Raw genomic sequence first — 18408 nt, forward strand, 5'->3', positions numbered from 1 at the left:
TCAGTCCTCCTCGGTGCGCGACGCCAGCGCTGGCGGATGCTGCGCCAGGATCGCACGCAGCAGCTCAGGGTCCTCGACCCGACACTCGAACTGGAAGCGCCCACCGGGCCCCACCCGATAAGGCTGACCGAAGAGATCGATCTCGCGCCCCGGCGGCGCCCAGCCCGAGACGCACAACCGCGCCTCGACCACGACATCCTCGGCGCGCGGCGAGGGCTGTGCGTACTCCAATCTCGGCGGGGCCTGACCGACCAGTCGCGCCTCCTCCGGCCGCGGCGCATCGGCAGGAGCAGGCGCGGCGATCGACACCGAGGCGGCGACATCGCCTCGCGCCACGACACCGCGGCGCACCCGCTCGACATCGACCTCGAGCCCGAGTCCATGCGCGAAGGGCTCGGAGCGGGCGATCATCACCCAGCCCTCGGCGCCGTCGGAGAGCCCGAGCTCGGCGCAATAATCACCGCTCGGCGGTCTCTCCACGAGTCCCATCAGCCCATGCGCGCCACCGCTCACCCGTGCCCGCACCACCCGCTCCGCCACCAGCCGATCGCCGGCACCCGGATCCGCACGCAGCAACCGCACCACCGGACTCGCCCCTCCAGGACCAAAGAGCGCGGCGGCGCGTGCCACATCGGTCGAGGCGAGACACCAGCTCGCCCCGATACCACCGGCGGCGCGCTCGAACAGGGCCACCTCACTGCCACGCCGGGGCGCAGGGAAATCCAGCGACACCGGATACGACATCAGCGATGGATCGACCATCACCGCATCGGCGGCATCGCCGGGACGCGCACTGACCTCGTCCGCGCTGAAGTCTTGGTGGATATCGATCGCTCTGCGCTCCTCTTCAAATCAGCCCCATCAGGCCTCGGCGTCGGCCGACGTCAAGTCGACCGCGCAGCATATCGGAGGCGGCGCCGAGCCGCTCTCTCCCGCGAACTCGGCCAAGGCCGATGCAGCAGCCTCCAGGCGCTGATGCAGATACGGCAGCCAGGACTCGCCCCAGTACAGATAGCAGCTGGTCTCGGCCTCGAGGATCAACTGCCGGGCGCGCGTCAGGTGGCCATCATCGTCATCCTCGCGATATTCGCGCAACAGACTCCAATACCGCTCGCTCAGTCGCACCAGCTCGGTCACCGCCGCACGCTGCGCCCGACTACCGGTCCAGCGCGAGAGCGCGGCGCCGACATCGGCGTCGGTGTTCCAGCAACCGGTCTGGACCCGCGCGTGGACACGTGGATGAAAGGCATCGAGATAGCGTCCGAGCGAGACCGGACGGATCATGCTCTCGCCGGCGCGCCAGCGCGTCATCTGCGGCGCGAAGAAATGACCGAAGAAGCCAGCCTGCTCCTGGGTCTGACGCAGCCAGGCACCATTCTCACCGTCGCACCAGGTGGTGAGCAAACGCGGCTCGCGGGGACGCGGCGAGCGGGCGGCGCGGACACAGACCTCGCGCTCGAAACCATCGGGCTCCAGTCCCGATTGCTGCGCGCCGGAGAGGGCGCGATCGCGCGGCACCACACGGATGCAGGCGCCATCATGACAGGCCAGATAGGGGCGCAGCACGTCGCTCATGCCATCTGCCGGGCGCACATGGCCACCGTCGACCACCACATAGTCGTAACCAGCCTTCACCAGCGCCGGGGTCATCTCCATGGTGAAGGCCAGCTCCGGCGGCCAGAACCCACGCGGCGCACGACCGAAGGCACGCTCAATCAGTGCCCGCCCACGCGTCAATTGCTCGGACCAGTCGGCGCGCGCGATCAACGGGAAGATCGGATGCGAATACCCCGTCCCCACCAGCTCGATGTTGGCCGCCCGGCGATATCGCTCGAGCATCGCCGGGATGTCGACGATGGCGCGATAGCGCGCGACCACCTCGGGATCGAGCAGCTGCTCGAGCAGCACCCCGGAGAAACCGACATGCAACACCGCGACATCGCGGAAGTGCTCGGCATAGCGCACGACCCGTTCGTAACAACGGATGATCTGCTCAGCCTCCCACGGGCTGACCTCGATCAGCAGGCGCAGATTGCCCGGGGGCTGATGCATGTGGAGCCCGAGCGCGTGGGCGATATTGGTGACGGTCATCCGGATCTGAACAGCGGGTCGACGGGTCCCGTGACATCCACGGGCTACAGCAATCCCACATTAAACAATGGGGCGGGACGGGTAAAGCGCGGGATAGCGGCCAGCGGCCAGCGGCCAGCGGCCAGCGGCCAGCGGCCAGCGGCCAGCGGCCAGCGGCCAGCGGCCAGGAGGATTGAACCGCAATGGCGCAAAGAGCGCGAGACAGGCAAGAGCCACCAGCCGTCAGCCGCCGCCAGCCAGCCCTCGCCCCTGGAGGCTGAAAGCTGGCCGCTGGAGGCTGACGATCGACGCGCCCTACTCGGCCCGCCCCTCGAGCACCACCAGGCTACGGCCGCGCACCAGCAGCACCGAGGCCGGGTGCGGCGGCTGGAGGTCGGGCTCGATCAGGTCGGTCGGTGAGGCCCTGGCGGTATCGAGCGCACGGAACCAGGCAACGCCCGGGAGCTGCGGCAGGGTGAAGCGGCGGGCACAGGGCTCCATGTTGATGGCGACATGGAGCACCGCCTCGGTCTTGTGCAACGGCGCCAGGGTAAAGGCGAGCACCCGCGCCTCGGGGTCATCCCAGGGGGGTTGATCGGGTTCGAGTCCGTGCCAGCGGATGTCGGGCAGCCCCCCGCCAGCGCGCGCCCGACCGCTGAGAAAGCGCCGCCGGCGCAGGCTCGGATGACGCTGGCGCAGCGCGATCAGGCCGCGCACGAAACCCAACATGCTGGCGTTGCGCTCGACCAGCGACCAATCGAACCAGTTCTCGGCGTTGTCCTGACACCAGGCGTTGTTGTTGCCGCCCTGGGTACGCAGCACCTCGTCGCCGGCGAGCAGCATCGGCACCCCCTGACTGAGCAGCAGCAGCGCAAGCAGGTTCTTGGCCTGACGCCGACGCAGCGCCAGCACCTCGGGATCTTCGGTCTCGCCCTCGATGCCGCAGTTCCAGCTCAGATCGTCGTCGGTGCCGTCGCGGTTGTCCTCGGCGTTGGCGAGGTTGCGCTTGCGGTTATAGGAAACCAGATCCCAGAGGGTGAAACCGTCGTGACAGGTGACGAAGTTGACGCTGTTGAGCGGATGGCGGAGGTTGGCCTGGTAGAGATCACTGCTGCCGGCGAGCCGGGTGGCGACCTCGGCCACCAGCCCGGGATCGCCGCGCACGAAACGACGGATCACGTCACGATAGCGACCGTTCCACTCCATCCAGCGATAGCCCGGAAAGCTGCCGACCTGATAGAGCCCGGCGGCGTCCCAGGCCTCGGCGATGATCCGGCTGGTGGCCAGGGTGTCGGAGAGCTCGATCCCCCACAACACCGGCGGGTTGGCCAACGGCTGACCGTCGGCGTCGCGCGCCATGGCGCTGGCCAGGTCGAAGCGAAAGCCGTCGACGTGCATCTCGCGCACCCAGTACTCGAGCGCGTCGATGATATAGCGCGCCACCAGCGGGTGATTGGCGTTGACGGTATTGCCACAACCGGTGAAATCGAGATAGATGCGCCGATCGAGCACGTCGAGACAGTAGAAGGTCTCGTTGCCGAAGCCCTTGAAGGTCAGGGTCGGCCCCCCCGCCCCGCCCTCGCTGGTGTGGTTGAAGACCACATCGAGGATGACGCCGATGCCGGCGCGGTGCAGCGCCTTGACCAGATCACGGAACTCGCGCCGGTGGCAGCCGGCCTCGGGGTCGACGCAATAGCCCGGGTGTGGCGAGAAGAAGCCGTAGCTGCTGTAGCCCCAGTAATTGCGCAGCCCCGCTCGCCACACCGCCGGCGGCACGTCCTGCTCGTCGAAGGCCATCACCGGCATCAACTCGACATGGCTGATGCCGAGCGCGCGCAGATAGGGGATCTTCTCGATCAGCCCGAGGAAGGTCCCCGGGTGCGCGACCCCGGCACTGGGATGTCGGGTGAAGCCGCCGACGTGCAGCTCGTAGATGATGGTCTCCTCCCAGGCTCGGCGCAGCGGGGTGTCGCCCTCCCAGTCGTACTCCTCGGCCAGCACCACACCGCGCGGCGAGTCGTGGGGGCGCACGCCCTCGTCCTGACGGCGCCAGCGGTCCCAGTCACAGACGTTGACCGCGCGCGCCCAGGGGTCGACCAGCTCGACCTCCGTGTCGAAGCGCCAGCCGTTGCCCTGCGGATCGAAGGGACCGTCCATGCGCCAGGTGTAGTGGGTCCCCGGCGGCAGATCGACCACCAGCACGTGCCAGGAGAAGAAGGTGTGGTTGACCTCGGGGTCGAGACGGATGACCTGGAAGGGCTCGGCGCTGTCGGCACCGGTATAGAGCAGCAGCTCGGCACCGGTGGCATGACGACTGAACACCGAGAAGTTGACCCCGGCGTCCTCCACGGTCGCCCCCGGCGGGTGACGGTGCCCGGGCAGGGTGTGATACGGAGCATTGAGAACGACCATGACGGAATACGCAGCCCCGGTTGCGAATGCTGCCGGAAGGGACAGCTGAAGAGGTGACGCAGCCGCGGCGTCACAGGCACCGCGAGCATAGCACGGGCGCTCGCCCCGACCGCCTCAGGCGTGCCGCACCGCCGCCGGCGCAGGACGATCGACCCAGCCCCAGGCCAGCACCCAGGCCACCGCCGAGGCCAGCGCCGCGCCGCCGAAGGTCACCAGCGCACCGGCGTCCTCCCACAACAACCCACCGATCAGGCTGCCGGCGGCGCCGCCGGCGCCGAAGCTCAGCGCGCTGTAGAGCGCCTGCCCGCGCCCCTGGGTGCGCCCCGGAAAGGCATGGTGGACCCAATGGATCGCCGCGGCATGGAAGGTGGCAAAGGTCGCGGCATGGAGCAACTGGGCGAGCACCTGCAGCCACAGCAGCTCGACCCAGGCGCCGATCACCAGCCAGCGCACCACCGCCAGGGCCAGACTCCAGAGCAGCACCCGACGCGCCCCGAAGCGCTCGAGCAGGCGGTGCATCACCAGAAAGATCGCCACCTCGGCCACCACCCCCAACGCCCACAGCCCGCCGACGGCGTCGGTACCGTAGCCGTTGGCCTCGAGATGGATCGAGTAGAAGGCGTAATAGATGCCATGGGCGAGCTGCATCAGCAGACAGGCGGCGAAGAAGGCAAGCACCGCGGGCCGGCGCAACAAGGCCCCGATCCGGGGCTCGGTGCCCTTGGCATGCACTGGCGCACTGTCGGGGATCACCAGACTGGTCAACCAGATCCCAAGGAGCAGCGCCAGCACCCACCAGGGCAGGATCGCGAACGACTGCACGTGCAGCGCCATCCCCAGCGCCACCACCACCAGCACGAAGCCGACCGAACCCCACACCCGCACCAGCGCATAGCGCGTCGGCCGACGGCGGAGATGATTGAAGGTCACCGCCTCGAGCTGCGGCAACGAGGCGTTCCAGAAAAAGCTGAACAGCGCCATCGCCAGCGCCGTGGCCCAGAACCCCTCGCCGAAGAAGATCAGCCCGAAGAGCACGACCGAGAGCAGCGCGGCGAGCCGCACCAAGGGCATCCGCCGGCCGCTGCGGTCGGCAAGCTGACCCCAGACCAGCGGGGCGACGACCTTGGTGGCGTAGAGGATCGCCATCAACTGGCCGATGGCCAGGGCATCGAAGCCGCGATCCTGCAGATAGAGCCCCCAATAGGGCACCAACGCCCCGAGCGAGGCGAAATAGAAGAAGTAGTAGCCGGAGAGACGCCAGTAGGGCATGACGGGGGCGCGCGGCGCCACGGGGGCGCGCACGCGGACTCAGGCGCCGGGGGCGCGCGCGGCGATCGGTGGGATCGGCGCCTGGGTGGTGGCGTTCTGGGCGCGGTGGCGCAGCAGATGATCCATCAACACGATTGCCAACACCGCCTCGGCGATCGGCGTGGCGCGGATCCCCACGCAGGGGTCGTGACGCCCCTTGGTGACCACCTCGACGGGGTTGCCGTCACGATCGATCGAGCGCCCGGGGATGCGGATGCTCGAGGTCGGCTTGAGCGCGATACGGACCACCAGGTCCTGGCCCGAGGAGATGCCGCCGAGTACCCCGCCGGCATGGTTGGAGAGGAAGCCCTCCGGGGTCATCTCGTCGCGATGCTCACTGCCGCGCTGCTCGACACAGGCGAAGCCGTCACCGATCTCGACCCCCTTGACCGCGTTGATCCCCATCATCGCGTGGGCGATGTCGGCGTCGAGCCGGTCGTAGATCGGCTCGCCGAGCCCGGTGGGCATCCCCTCGGCGACCACGGTGAGCGCCGCCCCGATCGAATCGCCGGACTTGCGCAGCTCGTCCATGAAGCGCTCGAGCTCGGGCACGCTCTCGCGACACGGCCAGAAGAAGGGGTTGGACTCGACCGCCGCCCAGTCGAAGCCGCGCGGACGGATCGGGCCGAGCTGGGAGAGATGACCGCGGATCCGCACCCCGACCTGCTCGGCCAGATACTTCTTGGCGATCGCCCCGGCGGCGACCCGCACCGCCGTCTCGCGCGCCGAGGAACGACCGCCGCCGCGATAGTCGCGATGACCGTACTTCTGGTCGTAGCAGTAGTCGGCGTGGCCGGGACGATAGCGGGTGGCGATCTCGGAGTAGTCCTTGGAGCGCTGGTCCTCGTTACGGATCAGCAGCCCGATCGGTGCCCCCGTGGTACGCCCCTCGAACACCCCGGAGAGGATCTCGACGGTGTCGGACTCGCGCCGCTGGGTGGTGTGGCGCGACTGCCCCGGCTTGCGCCGATCGAGGTCGCGCTGCAGATCGGCCGCGCACAGCGCCAGCCCGGGCGGGCAGCCGTCGACCATGCCGCCGATGGCCGGCCCGTGGCTCTCGCCGAAACCGGAGACGACGAACAGTTTACCGAGACTGCTTCCAGACATGATCGGGATCCAGGCAACGAGAAGGATTCAGGACAACGGATCGAGCCACGCCGAGCACACCGGCGCGGCCCGACGGATCAATAGGTCGGCGGCGCCACCATGTCGTTGGGATCGAGCCAGGCATTGCCCTTGGCTAGCACCTCGCGACTCAGGGTACTGGTGGCCTGGTGGAGCTTGACCCCATTGACGATGTAGTTGTAGCGCGCGCTCAGGTACTCGAACTCGGCCTGGAACAGGTTGCGCTGGGCGTTGAGCACGTCGACCTGGGTGCGGGTGCCGACCTCGAGCCCGGCCTGGGTCGATTCCAGCGCCGAGCGCGCCGAGACGATCGAGGCCTGACGGGCCTTGACGTCCTCGATGCTCGAGAGGATGCCGCGATAGGCGTCCTTGACCTGCTGGCTGACCTGACGACGGGTCTGGTCGAGTCGATCCTGAGCGGCGCGGAAGTTGTAGCCGGCCTCACGGGTACGCGAACTCACCGCCCCACCCTGGAACACCGGGATGTTGACGCTCAGACCGACGAAGCCGGTGTCGGAGTCGGTGTCGAAGGTCGCATCGGAGCGCGAGATGTCGTAGCCGGCCTGGAGGTTGACCGAGGGGTAGTGGCCGGAGCGCTCGATCTCGATGCCCTTGCGCGCGGCGTTGGCCGCCTCGCTCGCGGCGATGATGCCGTAGTTGCTGCGCAGCGCGGTCTTGGCCCAGACGTCGATCTCGTTGGGTTCGGGCGGCGAGAGCGGCAGGCGGTCGCCGAGGCGCGCCAGCGGTACCTGGATCGGGCCGACGATGGTGCGCAGCGCCTCCCAGGCGTTGTCGAGATCGTTGCGCGCGGTGATCAGGTCGGCGCGTGAGCGGTCATAGGCGGCCTGACTCTCGTTGACGTCGGTGATCGCCACCAGACCGACCTCGAAGCGCTGGCGCGACTGCTCGAGCTGGCGCTCGTTGGCGCGCAGCAGCGCCTCCTGCACGGTCACCGCGTCGGCGGCGCGCAGCACGTTGAAATAGGCCTCGGTGGTCTGGACCATGAGTTCGAGCTGGGAGTCGCGGAACTCGGCCTCGGCCTGGGCGATGACATGATCGGATTGCTTCAGGGTCATCCAGCTGGCGCGGTCGTAGACGGTCTGGTTGACCACCGCCTGCAGCCCCTGGGTGCCGTACTTGTCATAGCGGTCGAAGCTGCCGAAGGTGCTGGTACCGCTGCTGTCGACGCTCTGATAGTCGATGTCGCCCTGCACGCTCAGGTTCGGCAGCAGCAGTGCCTGGGCCTGGGGGCGGGCTTCGCGGGAGGCGAACAGACGCTGTTCGGCCTCGCGCAGGGTGGGCGCGCTCTGCGCGGCCATGTCATAGATCTGCAGCAGATCCTCGGCCTGGCTCAGCGGCGCGATCCCGCACAGAAGAGCCGTGATCAGGGTCGGAAGGGTTTTCCGCATCGGATTTGGTTTCCTGGGTGCAGACCCGCGCACGACGGCTGGAGATCGTGCTTGGATCCGGAGGCGATGGTTCCAATCGAGACGGGATTCCGTCATCATGCTTGGATTGCAGTATAGGGGAGAAGCGGGCCCGCCCTCAATGCGTCGGCGCCCTGCCCCGACCGGACGTCCCCGCACCGCGCAGACCGCCCGCCGTTCCCCGCTCACAAGGATTCCCCCAACGATGGCACGTCTCGTCGCTAGCGACTTCCGTCCCGCCTGGTGGTTGCCCGGCGCCCATCTGCAGACCGTCTGGCCGGCGCTGATGCGCCGACGCCCGCCGCTCGACCTGACCCCGAGACGCATCGAGCTCAGCGATGGCGACTTCATCGATCTCGCCATCGGTCGCCCCGTCGGTCCGCGGGTGGTATTGATCCACGGGCTCGAGGGCAACCTCGAGTCGCACTACGCCGGCTCACTGATCCACGCCCTCGAGGGCGCCGGCTTCCAGCCGGTGTTCATGCACCTGCGCGGCTGCTCGGAGGCACCCAATCGGCTCGATCGCTCCTATCACTCGGGGGCCTCGGAGGACCTCGCCGAGGTGCTCGAGCAGCTCGCCGCCGACCCCGAGGGCGAGCCGCTTGCGGCGGTCGGCTTCTCGCTCGGCGCCAACCTGTTGCTCAAGTATCTCGGCGAGCGCGACACCGCGCGGGTCGGCGCAGCGATCGCCGTCTCCGTCCCCTTCGTGCTGCGCGACGGCATGCTGCGTTTCAATCGTGGGCTCTCGAGGGTCTATCGTCGCTATCTGCTCGACCGGCTCAAGGCCAACCTGCGACGCAAGTTCGCCGACCGCCCCCTGCCGCTGGCGGTCGACCTCGAGCGGATCGGCGACTTCAACGACTTCGACGACCAGATCACCGCACCGCTCAACGGCTTTGCCGGTGTCTTCGACTACTACAGCCGCTCGAGCTGTCGCGGCTATCTGCGCGGGATCACCACCCCGACGCTGATCATCCACGCCGCCGACGACCCCTTCATGTATCCGTCCACGGTCCCGATGGCACACGAACTCGGCCCCGGCGTCACCCTGGAGCTCAGCCGCCACGGCGGCCATGTCGGCTTCGTCTCCGGCAGCCATCCCTGGCGCCCGATCTATTGGCTCGAGCAGCGTATCCTCGCGCAGTTGCGCGACCTGCGCGGCTGAATCGCCACCCTCAGCCCCGGGTATCGCCGAGCGGCGTTCAGCCCGGGGCTTCTATGCTAGTCTTCGCCCATTTTCGAAGGAGAGTCCCGCCGATGCCGCTTGCATTCGCCCCCGTCCTCGCCGCCGCCCTGCTCGCACTGAGCCTGGGCGGTTGCGCCACCCCCGAGACCAGCAGTGACTTCAAGGCCCAGGACCCGCAGTCACAGACCTGCCTGGCACGCTGCGAGATCGCCAGCACGCATTGCGAGCAGCGCCAGCAGATCCGCGAGACCGAGTGCCAGACCCATATTCGCATGATCGGGGAAGACTACGAGACCTGTGTCGCCAATCGCGGCGCCGGCTGCCTGAAGCCCGACGTCTGTCTTGGCGCGGACCTGCGCATCTGCCGTATCCAGCGCGAAGAGTGCGTGGCCGCCTGCGCGGCGAGCCACCGCGCCACCACCGCACCGAGCGACGTCGAGGCGGCAGCGTCCGCTGAGAAGGAAGAGCAGGCCGAGGGCTGAACGCCCCCGGCCAGGTAGGATGACGAACGGGCGGCGATCGTGCCGCCCGCCCCGTTCAGCCCATCTCGAGCAGCGTGCGCAGCTCGATGATCGCCGCGTTGGCCCGTGAGATGTAGGAGGCCATCACCAGCGAGTGATTGGCCATCGGGCCGAAGCCGGTACCGTTGAGGATCAGCGGGCTCCAGATCGGGCTCTGCGTCTCCTCGAGCTTGCGGATGATCTGGCGCAGCGAGACCAGCGCGTTCTTGTTCTCGAGCACCGACTTGAAATCACCCTCGATTGCCTGGAGGGTGTGGAGCAACGCCCAGGTGTAACCACGCGCCTCGAAGAAGACGTCGTCGATCTGGTTCCACGGCGTCTTCTGCACCCGCTCCTCGGGGACCGCCGTCGACTGACGCGCGCTTGGGTCGCCAGCCAGGTCGGTGTTGAGCTGACGCTGCCCCACGGCATAGGACAGACGCTGCGCCAGACTCCCCAGACGCTTCTCCACCAGCCCCAGATACATCGTCAGGTTGTCGGCGCGGGCAAAGAACTGACCATCCTGAGCGCGCTCGTCGGAGAGTCGCTCAAGATAACGATAGAGCGCATCGGCACCCTTGCGGTACTCGGACTCGCTCGAGGGCAGGATCCAGGAGTTGGCGTTGTAGTTGAACTGCGGCTGGGCGATCTGCAGGTCGACGTCCTCGATCGACTGCGACTGGGCACGGCTGAGGTGATTGCGCAGCGAGTCGACGAGGTCGCGCACCTCGGTCAGGGCACCGAACTCCCAACTGGGGATATTGTCGAGATAGACCCCGGGCGGCATCACATCATTGGAGAGATAGCCACCGGGCTTGTCGAGCAGGGTCTCGACGATGCGGATGGCGGTGGCCGTGGTCAGGGTGCCCGGGACCAGTCGGGCCTCGTCGCCCCCGACCATCTCCAGTGCGCTCTCGCGCACATCGAACTCGCCGGGCGAGCGCGACCAGACGATGCCGAGCACCAGTACCACCAACAGATAGGTGACCAGAAATACTCCGCTGGTCCACCAGAGGCCCCGTTCGCGCCAGATGCGCGGGTTGTAGAGTTCCATTAAATTCTTGGCTCGTCGACGGATCGCGGCCCTGAGGCCGGATAGATTCAGGTCCATCACTTGACTCCTTACTGACTGAAAGTCTGACAAGGACGCAGCCCCCATGGCGGTACGGGGGACAGCGTCCCGAAATTCGTCGTACCGCGGCCCGGGCCACGCCGATGCGCTACCCGACGAGCGAGAGGCCCGCGCCCACCTCGAGTGATTGCGGACAGACAACCGGGCGTGTCGGGCGCAACCCGCCCTGACATCAAACCCGACCCTACCATTCTCGCCCCGAGACCGGCCCCGGGTCCATGCGGTGTTGCCTAGAGACTGCACCATGCGCCGAACGTTCCCCAAGACACATGCGCCATCGCCATCGGTAACCGCCATGCTCGCCATCGACCGGGCACGGAAGACACGTCTCGTCCACCTTTGATGCTGTGTGCGCCGGTGCAGTTTCACAATCCACCCGATTGAGATAACGCATCAACTTTTTGTTGACATCGGCGAGGAATGACCAAGAGAATCGGTCTTTCCTTTTGTTTTGTGCGGAAAGCGACAAGCGCACCGCGTCCCCGCTGAGCTGGACCCGAAACACAGACATCGAGCGCCGAGCGGCACTGGTCTGGGGCCGCAGGCAGCGGCGCGCGGCGCCGAGTCGAGGCACAGACCCCACTCATCGTGTTTCGGATAAACCCATGCAACGAGAATCGATCGACGCTATCGAGGCGAATCCGCGCTATCAACAGCTGGTCAGATCACGCAAGCGCTTCGCCTGGGTGCTGACCCTGCTGATGCTGGGCATCTATTACGGCTTCATCCTCACCATCGCCTTCGCCCCTGAACTCCTGGCGATCCCGGTCGCCGAGGGCGCGATCATGACCATCGGCATGCCGCTCGGTGTGGTCATCATCCTCAGCGCCTTCCTGCTCACCGGCATCTACGTGGTGCGCGCCAACGGTCACTTCGACCGCCTGACCAAAGAGATCCAGGAGGAGGCACGATGAGACGCTTCGCACCCTGGGGCGTACTCGCCGCCCTGCTCATCCCCTTCGGTCTCGCCGCCGCCCCGGCAATGAGCGGCGCGGTGGAGAAACAGGCGGTCAACGTCACCGCCATCAGCATGTTCGTCGCCTTCGTCGTCGGCACCCTCGGCATCACCTACTGGGCGGCGCGCCGCACCCGCAGCGCCAAGGACTTCTATACCGCCGGCGGCGGCATCACCGGCTTCCAGAACGGTCTGGCGATCGCCGGCGACTACATGTCGGCGGCCTCCTTCCTCGGCATCTCCGGGCTGGTCTTCGCCTCCGGCTACGACGGCCTGATCTACTCGATCGGCTTCCTCGTCGGCTGGCCGGTGATCATGTTCCTGCTCGCCGAGCAGATCCGTAACCTCGGCAAGTTCACCTTCGCCGACGTCGCCTCCTACCGCTTCGGCCAGACCCAGATCCGCACCATGGCCGCGCTCTCCTCGTTGGTCGTGGTCGCCTTCTATCTGATCGCGCAGATGGTCGGCGCCGGCAAGCTGATCCAGTTGCTGTTCGGTCTCGAGTACTGGATGGCGGTGGTCGCCGTCGGCGTGCTGATGATGGTCTACGTCATCTTCGGCGGCATGACCGCCACCACCTGGGTGCAGATCATCAAGGCGGTGCTGCTGCTCTCCGGCGCCACCTTCATGGCCTTCGCCGCGCTCTCGGCCTTCGGCTTCTCCCCCGAGGAGATGTTCCGCCAGGCCACCGAGATCCACCCCAACGGTCTCGACATCATGGGACCGGGCTCGCTGGTGCAGGATCCGATCAACGCCATCTCGCTGGGGCTGGCGCTGATGTTCGGCACCGCCGGCCTGCCGCACATCCTGATGCGCTTCTTCACCGTCCCGGATGCCAAGGAGGCGCGCAAGTCGGTGTTCTACGCCACCGGCTTCATCGGCTACTTCTACATCCTCACCTTCATCATCGGCTTCGCCTCGATCGTGCTGCTCGCCCAGCACCCCGAGTTCTTCAAGCCCGAGGCACTGAGCGCCGAGGGTGCGGTACTCAGCGAGCGCCTGGTCAGCGGGGTCGAGGGCGGCTCCAACATGGTCGCGATCCGGCTGGCCGAGGCCGTCGGCGGCAACCTCTTCCTCGGCTTCATCTCGGCGGTGGCCTTCGCCACCATCCTCGCCGTGGTCGCCGGGCTGACCCTGGCCGGCGCCTCGGCCATCTCCCACGACCTCTATGCCAGCGTGATCGCGCGCGGTCGCGGCAACGAAGCCACCGAGATCCGCATCTCGCGTTTCGCCACCTTCGGGCTGGGACTGGTCGCCATCGCACTCGGCATCGCCTTCGAGAGCCAGAACGTCGCCTTCATGGTCGGCCTGGCCTTCGCGATCGCTGCCAGCGCCAACTTCCCGGTGCTGGCCGCCTCGATCTTCTGGGGGCGGATGACCACCCGCGGAGCACTGGCCGGCGGTCTCGCCGGTCTGCTCAGCGCGGTGGTGCTGACGGTGCTGTCGAAGGCGGTGTGGGGCGATGTGCTCGGTCACACCGCGCCCGGCCCCGACGGCACCCCGGTGCCGGTCGGCCTGATCGGGCTCGACAACCCGGCGATCGTCTCCATCCCGATGGCCTTCTTCTTCATCTGGCTGGTCTCGCTGCTCGACAACTCCGAGCAGGCCCAGCGCGAGCGCAGCGCCTATCGTGCCCAGCGCATCCGCTGCGAGACCGGGATCGGCGCCGAGGGGGCCGCGAGCCACTGAGGTCCCACTCACCGCCCGCGCACGCGGGCGGTGGGCGTCGAGGCGCAGGGACGCGCCACCACTGCTCCGATCGTCCGGGCGCAACGCCCGGACGCCCCTCATCTCCCGCCCCGCATCCCTCCCGTTTTCGCCATCTACGGCCCACTCACCCGGCAGCACCGGACGCAGCAGCGTCTATACTGGATAAAAACAAGAAAAACAGCGAATTAAACAGGCAGCCCCGGGAGGATGAAAACACCATGTACGCAAATCGCGATGATGCCGAACGCCGCCGCTACGAGCGCCGCGAATGGACCGGTGAGGCGCGGCTGATCCCGCTTTCCGGAGAACGGATCGAGCGACGTCAGCACATCTATCACGTCAACGGCCACGACATCGGCGAGGGGGGGATGTGCATCAGCGCCGGCGAGCGCTTCGCCATCCGCTCGCGACTGCTGCTGGAGATGGCGCTCGAGGATACGATCGAGCCGCTGCAGGTGACCGGCTCGGTGGTCTGGGTCGAGGCCGGACACGATGCCCAGCGCTGGATGATCGGCATCGCCTTCTGTGCGCCGCCGGCCTATCCGCCGCGCATCGACCGTCACACCACCGCCGAGACCCACGCCCACTGAGTCCGCCGCACGCGCCAGCAGGACGGCGCGCCCAGTCTCATCCCCCCCCTTCCGATCAGAGCAACCAGACCGCGCCGAGGAGCACCAGCGCGGCCATGGCACCGGCGATCAGGTCGTCGAGCATGATGCCGAGCCCGCCCTCGACGTGACGATCGGCGAGGCGCACCGGCCAGGGCTTCCAGATATCGAACAGCCGGAACAACAGGAACCCGGCGAGGATCCAGCCCCAGCCGGCGGGGGCGACCGCCATCGTCAGCCAGAAACCGACGAACTCGTCCCACACGATCGCCGAGGGATCATGCAGCCCCAACTCGCGCGCGGTGCGCCCACAGGCCCAGATACCGATGCCGGTGGCGAGCACCAGCAAGCCGAGATAGAAGGGCCAGGACAGCCCGGCGAACAGCAGATAGAGCGGGATCGCCGCCAGGGTACCGAAGGTGCCGGGTGCGCGCGGCGCCAGCCCCGAGCCGAACCCGAAGGCGATCCAATGGTGTGCGCGACGCGGATCGAAGCCCGCGCGCGCCGGGCGCTCAGGCGCCGGCGAAGTGGTCATAGCCCTTCCTCGTGGGGTTCAGCACGGTGCCGTCTGGCAGCAGGCAACGCAGCGCGTCGTCATCGCCGCGGATGATACCGACCGGGGTCAGACGACAGCCGAGACGCTGCCCCAGCGCCAGGATCTCACCGTCGCGACCGGGCGGCGCGCAGAAACAGAGCTCGTAGTCGTCGCCGCCGGCGAGCGCGAGCGACCAGTCCGCGCGCGCGGCCACCGCCTCACCGAGCGGCAGCGCGCCGAGCTGCAGCTCGGCGCCGACGCCGGAGGCAGCGAGCACATGCCCGAGGTCGGCGACGAGCCCATCGGAGAGATCGATCGCGGCGCTGGCGATGCCGCGCAACCCGCGCCCGAGCGCGACCCTCGGGGTCGGACGTTCGAGCCGCGCGCGCAGCGCCGGATCGGGATCGCGACCGGCCTGCAGCTCGACGAGCGCCAGCGCCGCGTCGCCCAGGGTGCCGCTGACCCAGATGCGATCGCCCGCACATGCGCCATCACGACGCAGCGCCGCCTCGGACGGCACCAGCCCCTGGAGCTGCAGGGTGATGGTCAACGGCCCCCGAGTGGTGTCGCCACCGACCAGCCGCACGCCGTGGGCGCAAGCCAGCTCGCCGAGCCCGGCGGCGAAGGCCGCGAGCCACGCCGGATCGGAGGCAGGGAGGGTCAGCGCCAGGGTCGCCCAGGCGGGTTCCGCGCCCATCGCGGCGAGATCGCTGAGGCTCACCGCCAGGGTCTTGTGACCGAGCGCGTGGGGATCGCAGTCGGGGAAGAAGTGGACGCCGGCGACCAGGGTGTCGAGGCTGACGGCCAACGACTGCCCCGGCGGCACCCGCAGCAGGGCGCAGTCGTCGCCGACCCCGAGCAGCACATCCTCGCGTGCCGCGCCGAGCCCGGCGAAGTGCGCCCCGATCAGCGCGAACTCGGCGCCGGGTTCAGCCGTCACCGTCGGGACGTTCGGCGGCGCGCCGCGCCACCGCCTGATGACGGGCGATCTTGTCGAGTACGCCGTTGACGTACTTGTGGCCCTCGTGGGCGCCGAGCAACTTGGTGAGCTCGACGGCCTCGTTGATCGCCACCCCGTCGGGGATCGCCGCCGAGAACAGGATCTCGAAGGCGCCGATACGCAGGATCGCCAGCTCCACCGGATCGACCTGCTCGATCGGGCGATCGAGAAAGCGGGTGAGCTGGGCGTCGATCGGCTCGATGCGCTCGGGGACCCCGGCGAGCAGCTGCTCGAACAGCTCGAGGTTGAAGCGAAAACGGTGCGCCGAGGCCAGCGTCTCGTCCTCATCGATGCCCTGCAGCGATGCCGAGACGGCATCGAGCCAATCCGGGTCATCGAGCATGTGGCGCTTGATCGCCATCGGGTCCTCACCGGTGAGACGCCACTGGTAGAGGGCCAGCGCCGCATAGCGACGCGCCTGGGTGCGTGGACTCACCATTTCAGTCGAACTGCCGTGCCAGCGAGACCATCTCCAGCGCCGAGAGCGCGGCCTCGGCGCCCTTGTTGCCGGCCTTGGTGCCGGCACGCTCGATCGCCTGCTCGATGCTGTCGACGGTGAGCACGCCGAAGGCGATCGGCAGCCGGTGGCTGAGACCGACCTGGGCGAGCCCCTTGACGCACTCGTTGGCGACGTACTCGAAGTGGGGGGTGCCGCCACGGATCACCGCGCCGAGGGCGACGATGGCGTCGAAACCGCCGCGCGTGGCGATCTGTTCGGCGGCCACCGGCATCTCGAAGGCACCGGGCACGCGCACGATGGTGATGTCCGACTCCTCGACACCGTGACGACGCAGCGCGTCGATCGCGCCCCGCTCCAGGCTATCGACGACGAAGTTGTTCCAGCGCGCCACCAGCAGACAGAAGCGGGCGCCATCGGCACGCATGGTGCCTTCGATGGTATGAATGGTCATCTCGGTTTGTCCTCTCAGGATTGGCGACCACCGGTGTACTCAACCACCTCCAGGTCGAACCCGGAGATGGCATGCATCGACTTCGGCGCGCTCATCACGCGCATCTTGCGCACGCCGAGATCGGCGAGGATCTGCGCGCCGATACCGAAGGTGCGCAGCGTATGACCGTCCTGCTGCCGGCGCGGCGGCACCTCGTCGTCACGGTCATGGAAATCGAAATCCTTGATCCGCGCCAGCAGATCCTCGGCTCGATCGCGGTTGCGCAGCACCACGATCACCCCCTCGCCGGCCTCGCCGACCTGACGCATCACGTCGCGCAGCGGCCAGCCGCAGGCGCCGTGATCGGCCTCGAACAGATCGCAGAGGCTGTTTTGCAGGTGCACCCGTACCAGGGTGGGGTGCTCCGGATCGATCTCGCCGAGGGTCAGCGCCAGGTGCAGCTCGTGATCGATGCTGTCGCGATAGGCGTGCAGCTTGAAGGTCCCGTAGGGCGTGGGCAGCTCGCAGCCGCTCTCGCGCACCACCGCGCGCTCGTTGCGCACCCGATAGTGGATGAGATCGGCGATGGTGCCGATCTTCAGCCCGTGGGTCTCGGCGAAGCGCTCGAGATCGGGGCGGCGCGCCATGGTGCCGTCCTCGTTGAGGACCTCGACGATCACCGCCGCCGGGGTGAAACCGGCGAGCCGGGCGAGATCGCAGCCGGCCTCGGTATGACCGGCGCGCACCAGCACCCCGCCGGGTTGGGCGATCAGCGGAAAGATGTGTCCGGGCTGCACCAGATCGCGCTCGGTCGCGTCAGGCGCGACCGCGGCGCGCACCGTGGTCGCACGATCGGCTGCGGAGATGCCTGTGGTGACGCCCCGGGCGGCCTCGATCGAGACGGTGAAGGCGGTCGCGTGCGGGGCCTGGTTGTCGTTGACCATCGGCGCCAGACGCAGCTGCTCGCAGCGCTCACGGGTGAGGGTCAGACAGATCAGCCCGCGACCGTACTTGGCCATGAAGTTGATCGCCTCAGGGGTGACACAGTCGGCCGGAAGCAGCAGATCGCCCTCGTTCTCGCGATCCTCGTCGTCCATGATCACCACCATGCGCCCGGCGCGCAGCTCGGCGATGATCTCCTCGGTCGTGTTCAGGCCGGTATGGCTCATAGCAAATTGGGTCTTTTCGAGCGAAGCCGTTAAGTTTAACAGACGGCCAAGCACCTGCGTGGACGGAAGCGGCCGCAAGTCAGCCTCCAGCCATCGGCATCCAGCCGCCAGCAGGCGTTCTCTCCCGCCGTCGCCAATGGAACGACGCCCCGCCACACCCTAGGATGAACAAAGCGCAGCGCGCCCATCAGGGGTTCAGCGACCAGCGACCAGCGACCAGCGACCAGCGACCAGCGACCAGCGACCAGGAGATTGAAACCGCAAAGCCGCCAAGGGCGCGAAGGGATTCAAGCGGCCAGCCATCAGCGGCCAGCCGCCAGTGGAGGGACGGCCTCGACGATAGCGCCACTCACCATTCACTGTCAGCGACCGGTTGGAGAT

17 protein-coding genes are annotated in these 18408 nt (G+C 67.9%); 5 read left to right on the forward strand and 12 right to left on the reverse strand.

Features of this window, described 5'->3' with window-relative positions:
• The 6 genes from EBL85_RS07700 to EBL85_RS07725 form a co-directional block, all read right to left on the reverse strand.
• Complete coding sequence (locus tag EBL85_RS07700; RefSeq protein WP_123142583.1) at nt 1-762, reverse strand: hypothetical protein; 762 nt, start codon at nt 760-762, stop codon at nt 1-3.
• 99 nt (nt 763-861) lie between these two features.
• Nucleotides 862-2091, reverse strand: a complete 1230-nt coding sequence (locus EBL85_RS07705) for a glycoside hydrolase family 57 (protein ID WP_123142584.1) — start codon at nt 2089-2091, stop codon at nt 862-864.
• Nucleotides 2092-2385: 294 nt separating this feature from the next.
• Nucleotides 2386-4482 (reverse strand): glycogen debranching protein GlgX, encoded by a 2097-nt coding sequence (gene glgX, locus EBL85_RS07710; protein ID WP_123142585.1) that lies wholly within the window; start codon nt 4480-4482, stop codon nt 2386-2388.
• Nucleotides 4483-4596: 114 nt separating this feature from the next.
• On the reverse strand, nt 4597-5751 hold the full coding sequence (locus tag EBL85_RS07715; RefSeq protein WP_123140430.1) for an MFS transporter: 1155 nt from the start codon (nt 5749-5751) through the stop codon (nt 4597-4599).
• Nucleotides 5752-5790: 39 nt separating this feature from the next.
• On the reverse strand, nt 5791-6897 hold the full coding sequence (gene aroC, locus EBL85_RS07720; RefSeq protein ID WP_123142586.1) for a chorismate synthase: 1107 nt from the start codon (nt 6895-6897) through the stop codon (nt 5791-5793).
• A 77-nt stretch (nt 6898-6974) separates the two neighbouring features.
• Nucleotides 6975-8324 carry a TolC family outer membrane protein gene (locus tag EBL85_RS07725; RefSeq protein ID WP_123142587.1) on the reverse strand — a complete coding sequence of 450 codons (1350 nt, stop codon included), beginning with the start codon at nt 8322-8324 and terminating at the stop codon, nt 6975-6977.
• A 223-nt stretch (nt 8325-8547) separates the two neighbouring features.
• Between EBL85_RS07725 and EBL85_RS07730 the strand changes: the two genes are divergently transcribed.
• Entirely contained in the window at nt 8548-9507 is a 960-nt protein-coding gene (locus EBL85_RS07730; protein ID WP_123140384.1) for a hydrolase, read from the forward strand.
• A 92-nt stretch (nt 9508-9599) separates the two neighbouring features.
• Entirely contained in the window at nt 9600-10010 is a 411-nt protein-coding gene (locus EBL85_RS07735) for a hypothetical protein (protein WP_123140385.1), read from the forward strand.
• 55 nt (nt 10011-10065) lie between these two features.
• On the opposite strand, the gene EBL85_RS07740 is transcribed toward EBL85_RS07735, so the two are convergent.
• On the reverse strand, nt 10066-11082 hold the full coding sequence (locus tag EBL85_RS07740) for a DUF2333 family protein (RefSeq protein ID WP_223806094.1): 1017 nt from the start codon (nt 11080-11082) through the stop codon (nt 10066-10068).
• Nucleotides 11083-11765: 683 nt separating this feature from the next.
• On the opposite strand from EBL85_RS07740, the gene EBL85_RS07745 reads away from it, so the two are divergent.
• The 3 genes from EBL85_RS07745 to EBL85_RS07755 all read left to right on the forward strand — a co-directional run bounded on the left by EBL85_RS07745 (nt 11766) and on the right by EBL85_RS07755 (nt 14415).
• Nucleotides 11766-12074 carry a DUF485 domain-containing protein gene (locus EBL85_RS07745; protein WP_123140387.1) on the forward strand — a complete coding sequence of 103 codons (309 nt, stop codon included), beginning with the start codon at nt 11766-11768 and terminating at the stop codon, nt 12072-12074.
• Nucleotides 12071-13804, forward strand: coding sequence for a cation acetate symporter (locus EBL85_RS07750; protein WP_123140388.1), 1734 nt, complete (start codon nt 12071-12073; stop codon nt 13802-13804). Before EBL85_RS07745 ends, EBL85_RS07750 begins: the two co-directional genes overlap by 4 nt.
• Nucleotides 13805-14043: 239 nt before the next feature.
• Nucleotides 14044-14415 (forward strand): PilZ domain-containing protein, encoded by a 372-nt coding sequence (locus EBL85_RS07755; RefSeq protein ID WP_123140389.1) that lies wholly within the window; start codon nt 14044-14046, stop codon nt 14413-14415.
• Between the two features lie 55 nt (nt 14416-14470).
• Here EBL85_RS07755 and EBL85_RS07760 read toward each other — a convergent pair whose 3' ends face one another.
• Genes EBL85_RS07760 through ribBA form a run of 5 tightly spaced genes read right to left on the reverse strand, consistent with a single transcriptional unit; the run spans nt 14471 to nt 18027 of the window.
• A complete protein-coding gene (locus EBL85_RS07760) occupies nt 14471-14968 on the reverse strand; it encodes a phosphatidylglycerophosphatase A (protein ID WP_123140390.1) in 498 nt (165 codons plus the stop codon).
• Complete coding sequence (thiL, locus tag EBL85_RS07765; protein ID WP_123142588.1) at nt 14946-15908, reverse strand: thiamine-phosphate kinase; 963 nt, start codon at nt 15906-15908, stop codon at nt 14946-14948. The genes EBL85_RS07760 and thiL overlap by 23 nt, the downstream gene beginning before the upstream one ends.
• Nucleotides 15898-16407: a transcription antitermination factor NusB gene (gene nusB / locus EBL85_RS07770; protein WP_123140392.1), complete on the reverse strand. Its 510-nt coding sequence runs from the start codon at nt 16405-16407 to the stop codon at nt 15898-15900. Before nusB ends, thiL begins: the two co-directional genes overlap by 11 nt.
• A gap of 1 nt (nt 16408) precedes the next feature.
• Nucleotides 16409-16879, reverse strand: a complete 471-nt coding sequence (gene ribE / locus EBL85_RS07775) for a 6,7-dimethyl-8-ribityllumazine synthase (protein ID WP_123142589.1) — start codon at nt 16877-16879, stop codon at nt 16409-16411.
• Nucleotides 16880-16893: 14 nt separating this feature from the next.
• On the reverse strand, nt 16894-18027 hold the full coding sequence (gene ribBA, locus EBL85_RS07780) for a bifunctional 3,4-dihydroxy-2-butanone-4-phosphate synthase/GTP cyclohydrolase II (protein WP_123140393.1): 1134 nt from the start codon (nt 18025-18027) through the stop codon (nt 16894-16896).
• Nucleotides 18028-18408 lie beyond the last annotated feature (381 nt).

It is taken from the genome of Marichromatium sp. AB32 (assembly GCF_003718675.1).
Taxonomy (GTDB): domain Bacteria; phylum Pseudomonadota; class Gammaproteobacteria; order Chromatiales; family Chromatiaceae; genus Marichromatium; species Marichromatium gracile.

Excerpts from the sequence above, each read along its gene's own strand:
- EBL85_RS07735 (WP_123140385.1), top strand. The coding sequence starts at position 9,600 with ATGCCGCTTGCATTCGCCCCCGTCCTCGCCGCCGCCCTGCTCGCACTG.
- ribE (WP_123142589.1), bottom strand. The coding sequence starts at position 16,879 with ATGACCATTCATACCATCGAAGGCACCATGCGTGCCGATGGCGCCCGC.
- EBL85_RS07750 (WP_123140388.1), top strand. The coding sequence starts at position 12,071 with ATGAGACGCTTCGCACCCTGGGGCGTACTCGCCGCCCTGCTCATCCCC.
- EBL85_RS07715 (WP_123140430.1), bottom strand. The coding sequence starts at position 5,751 with ATGCCCTACTGGCGTCTCTCCGGCTACTACTTCTTCTATTTCGCCTCG.
- EBL85_RS07705 (WP_123142584.1), bottom strand. The coding sequence starts at position 2,091 with ATGACCGTCACCAATATCGCCCACGCGCTCGGGCTCCACATGCATCAG.
- EBL85_RS07740 (WP_223806094.1), bottom strand. The coding sequence starts at position 11,082 with ATGGAACTCTACAACCCGCGCATCTGGCGCGAACGGGGCCTCTGGTGG.
- EBL85_RS07725 (WP_123142587.1), bottom strand. The coding sequence starts at position 8,324 with ATGCGGAAAACCCTTCCGACCCTGATCACGGCTCTTCTGTGCGGGATC.
- EBL85_RS07745 (WP_123140387.1), top strand. The coding sequence starts at position 11,766 with ATGCAACGAGAATCGATCGACGCTATCGAGGCGAATCCGCGCTATCAA.
- EBL85_RS07760 (WP_123140390.1), bottom strand. The coding sequence starts at position 14,968 with ATGACCACTTCGCCGGCGCCTGAGCGCCCGGCGCGCGCGGGCTTCGAT.
- nusB (WP_123140392.1), bottom strand. The coding sequence starts at position 16,407 with ATGGTGAGTCCACGCACCCAGGCGCGTCGCTATGCGGCGCTGGCCCTC.
- ribBA (WP_123140393.1), bottom strand. The coding sequence starts at position 18,027 with ATGAGCCATACCGGCCTGAACACGACCGAGGAGATCATCGCCGAGCTG.
- EBL85_RS07730 (WP_123140384.1), top strand. The coding sequence starts at position 8,548 with ATGGCACGTCTCGTCGCTAGCGACTTCCGTCCCGCCTGGTGGTTGCCC.
- glgX (WP_123142585.1), bottom strand. The coding sequence starts at position 4,482 with ATGGTCGTTCTCAATGCTCCGTATCACACCCTGCCCGGGCACCGTCAC.
- aroC (WP_123142586.1), bottom strand. The coding sequence starts at position 6,897 with ATGTCTGGAAGCAGTCTCGGTAAACTGTTCGTCGTCTCCGGTTTCGGC.
- EBL85_RS07755 (WP_123140389.1), top strand. The coding sequence starts at position 14,044 with ATGTACGCAAATCGCGATGATGCCGAACGCCGCCGCTACGAGCGCCGC.
- EBL85_RS07700 (WP_123142583.1), bottom strand. The coding sequence starts at position 762 with ATGGTCGATCCATCGCTGATGTCGTATCCGGTGTCGCTGGATTTCCCT.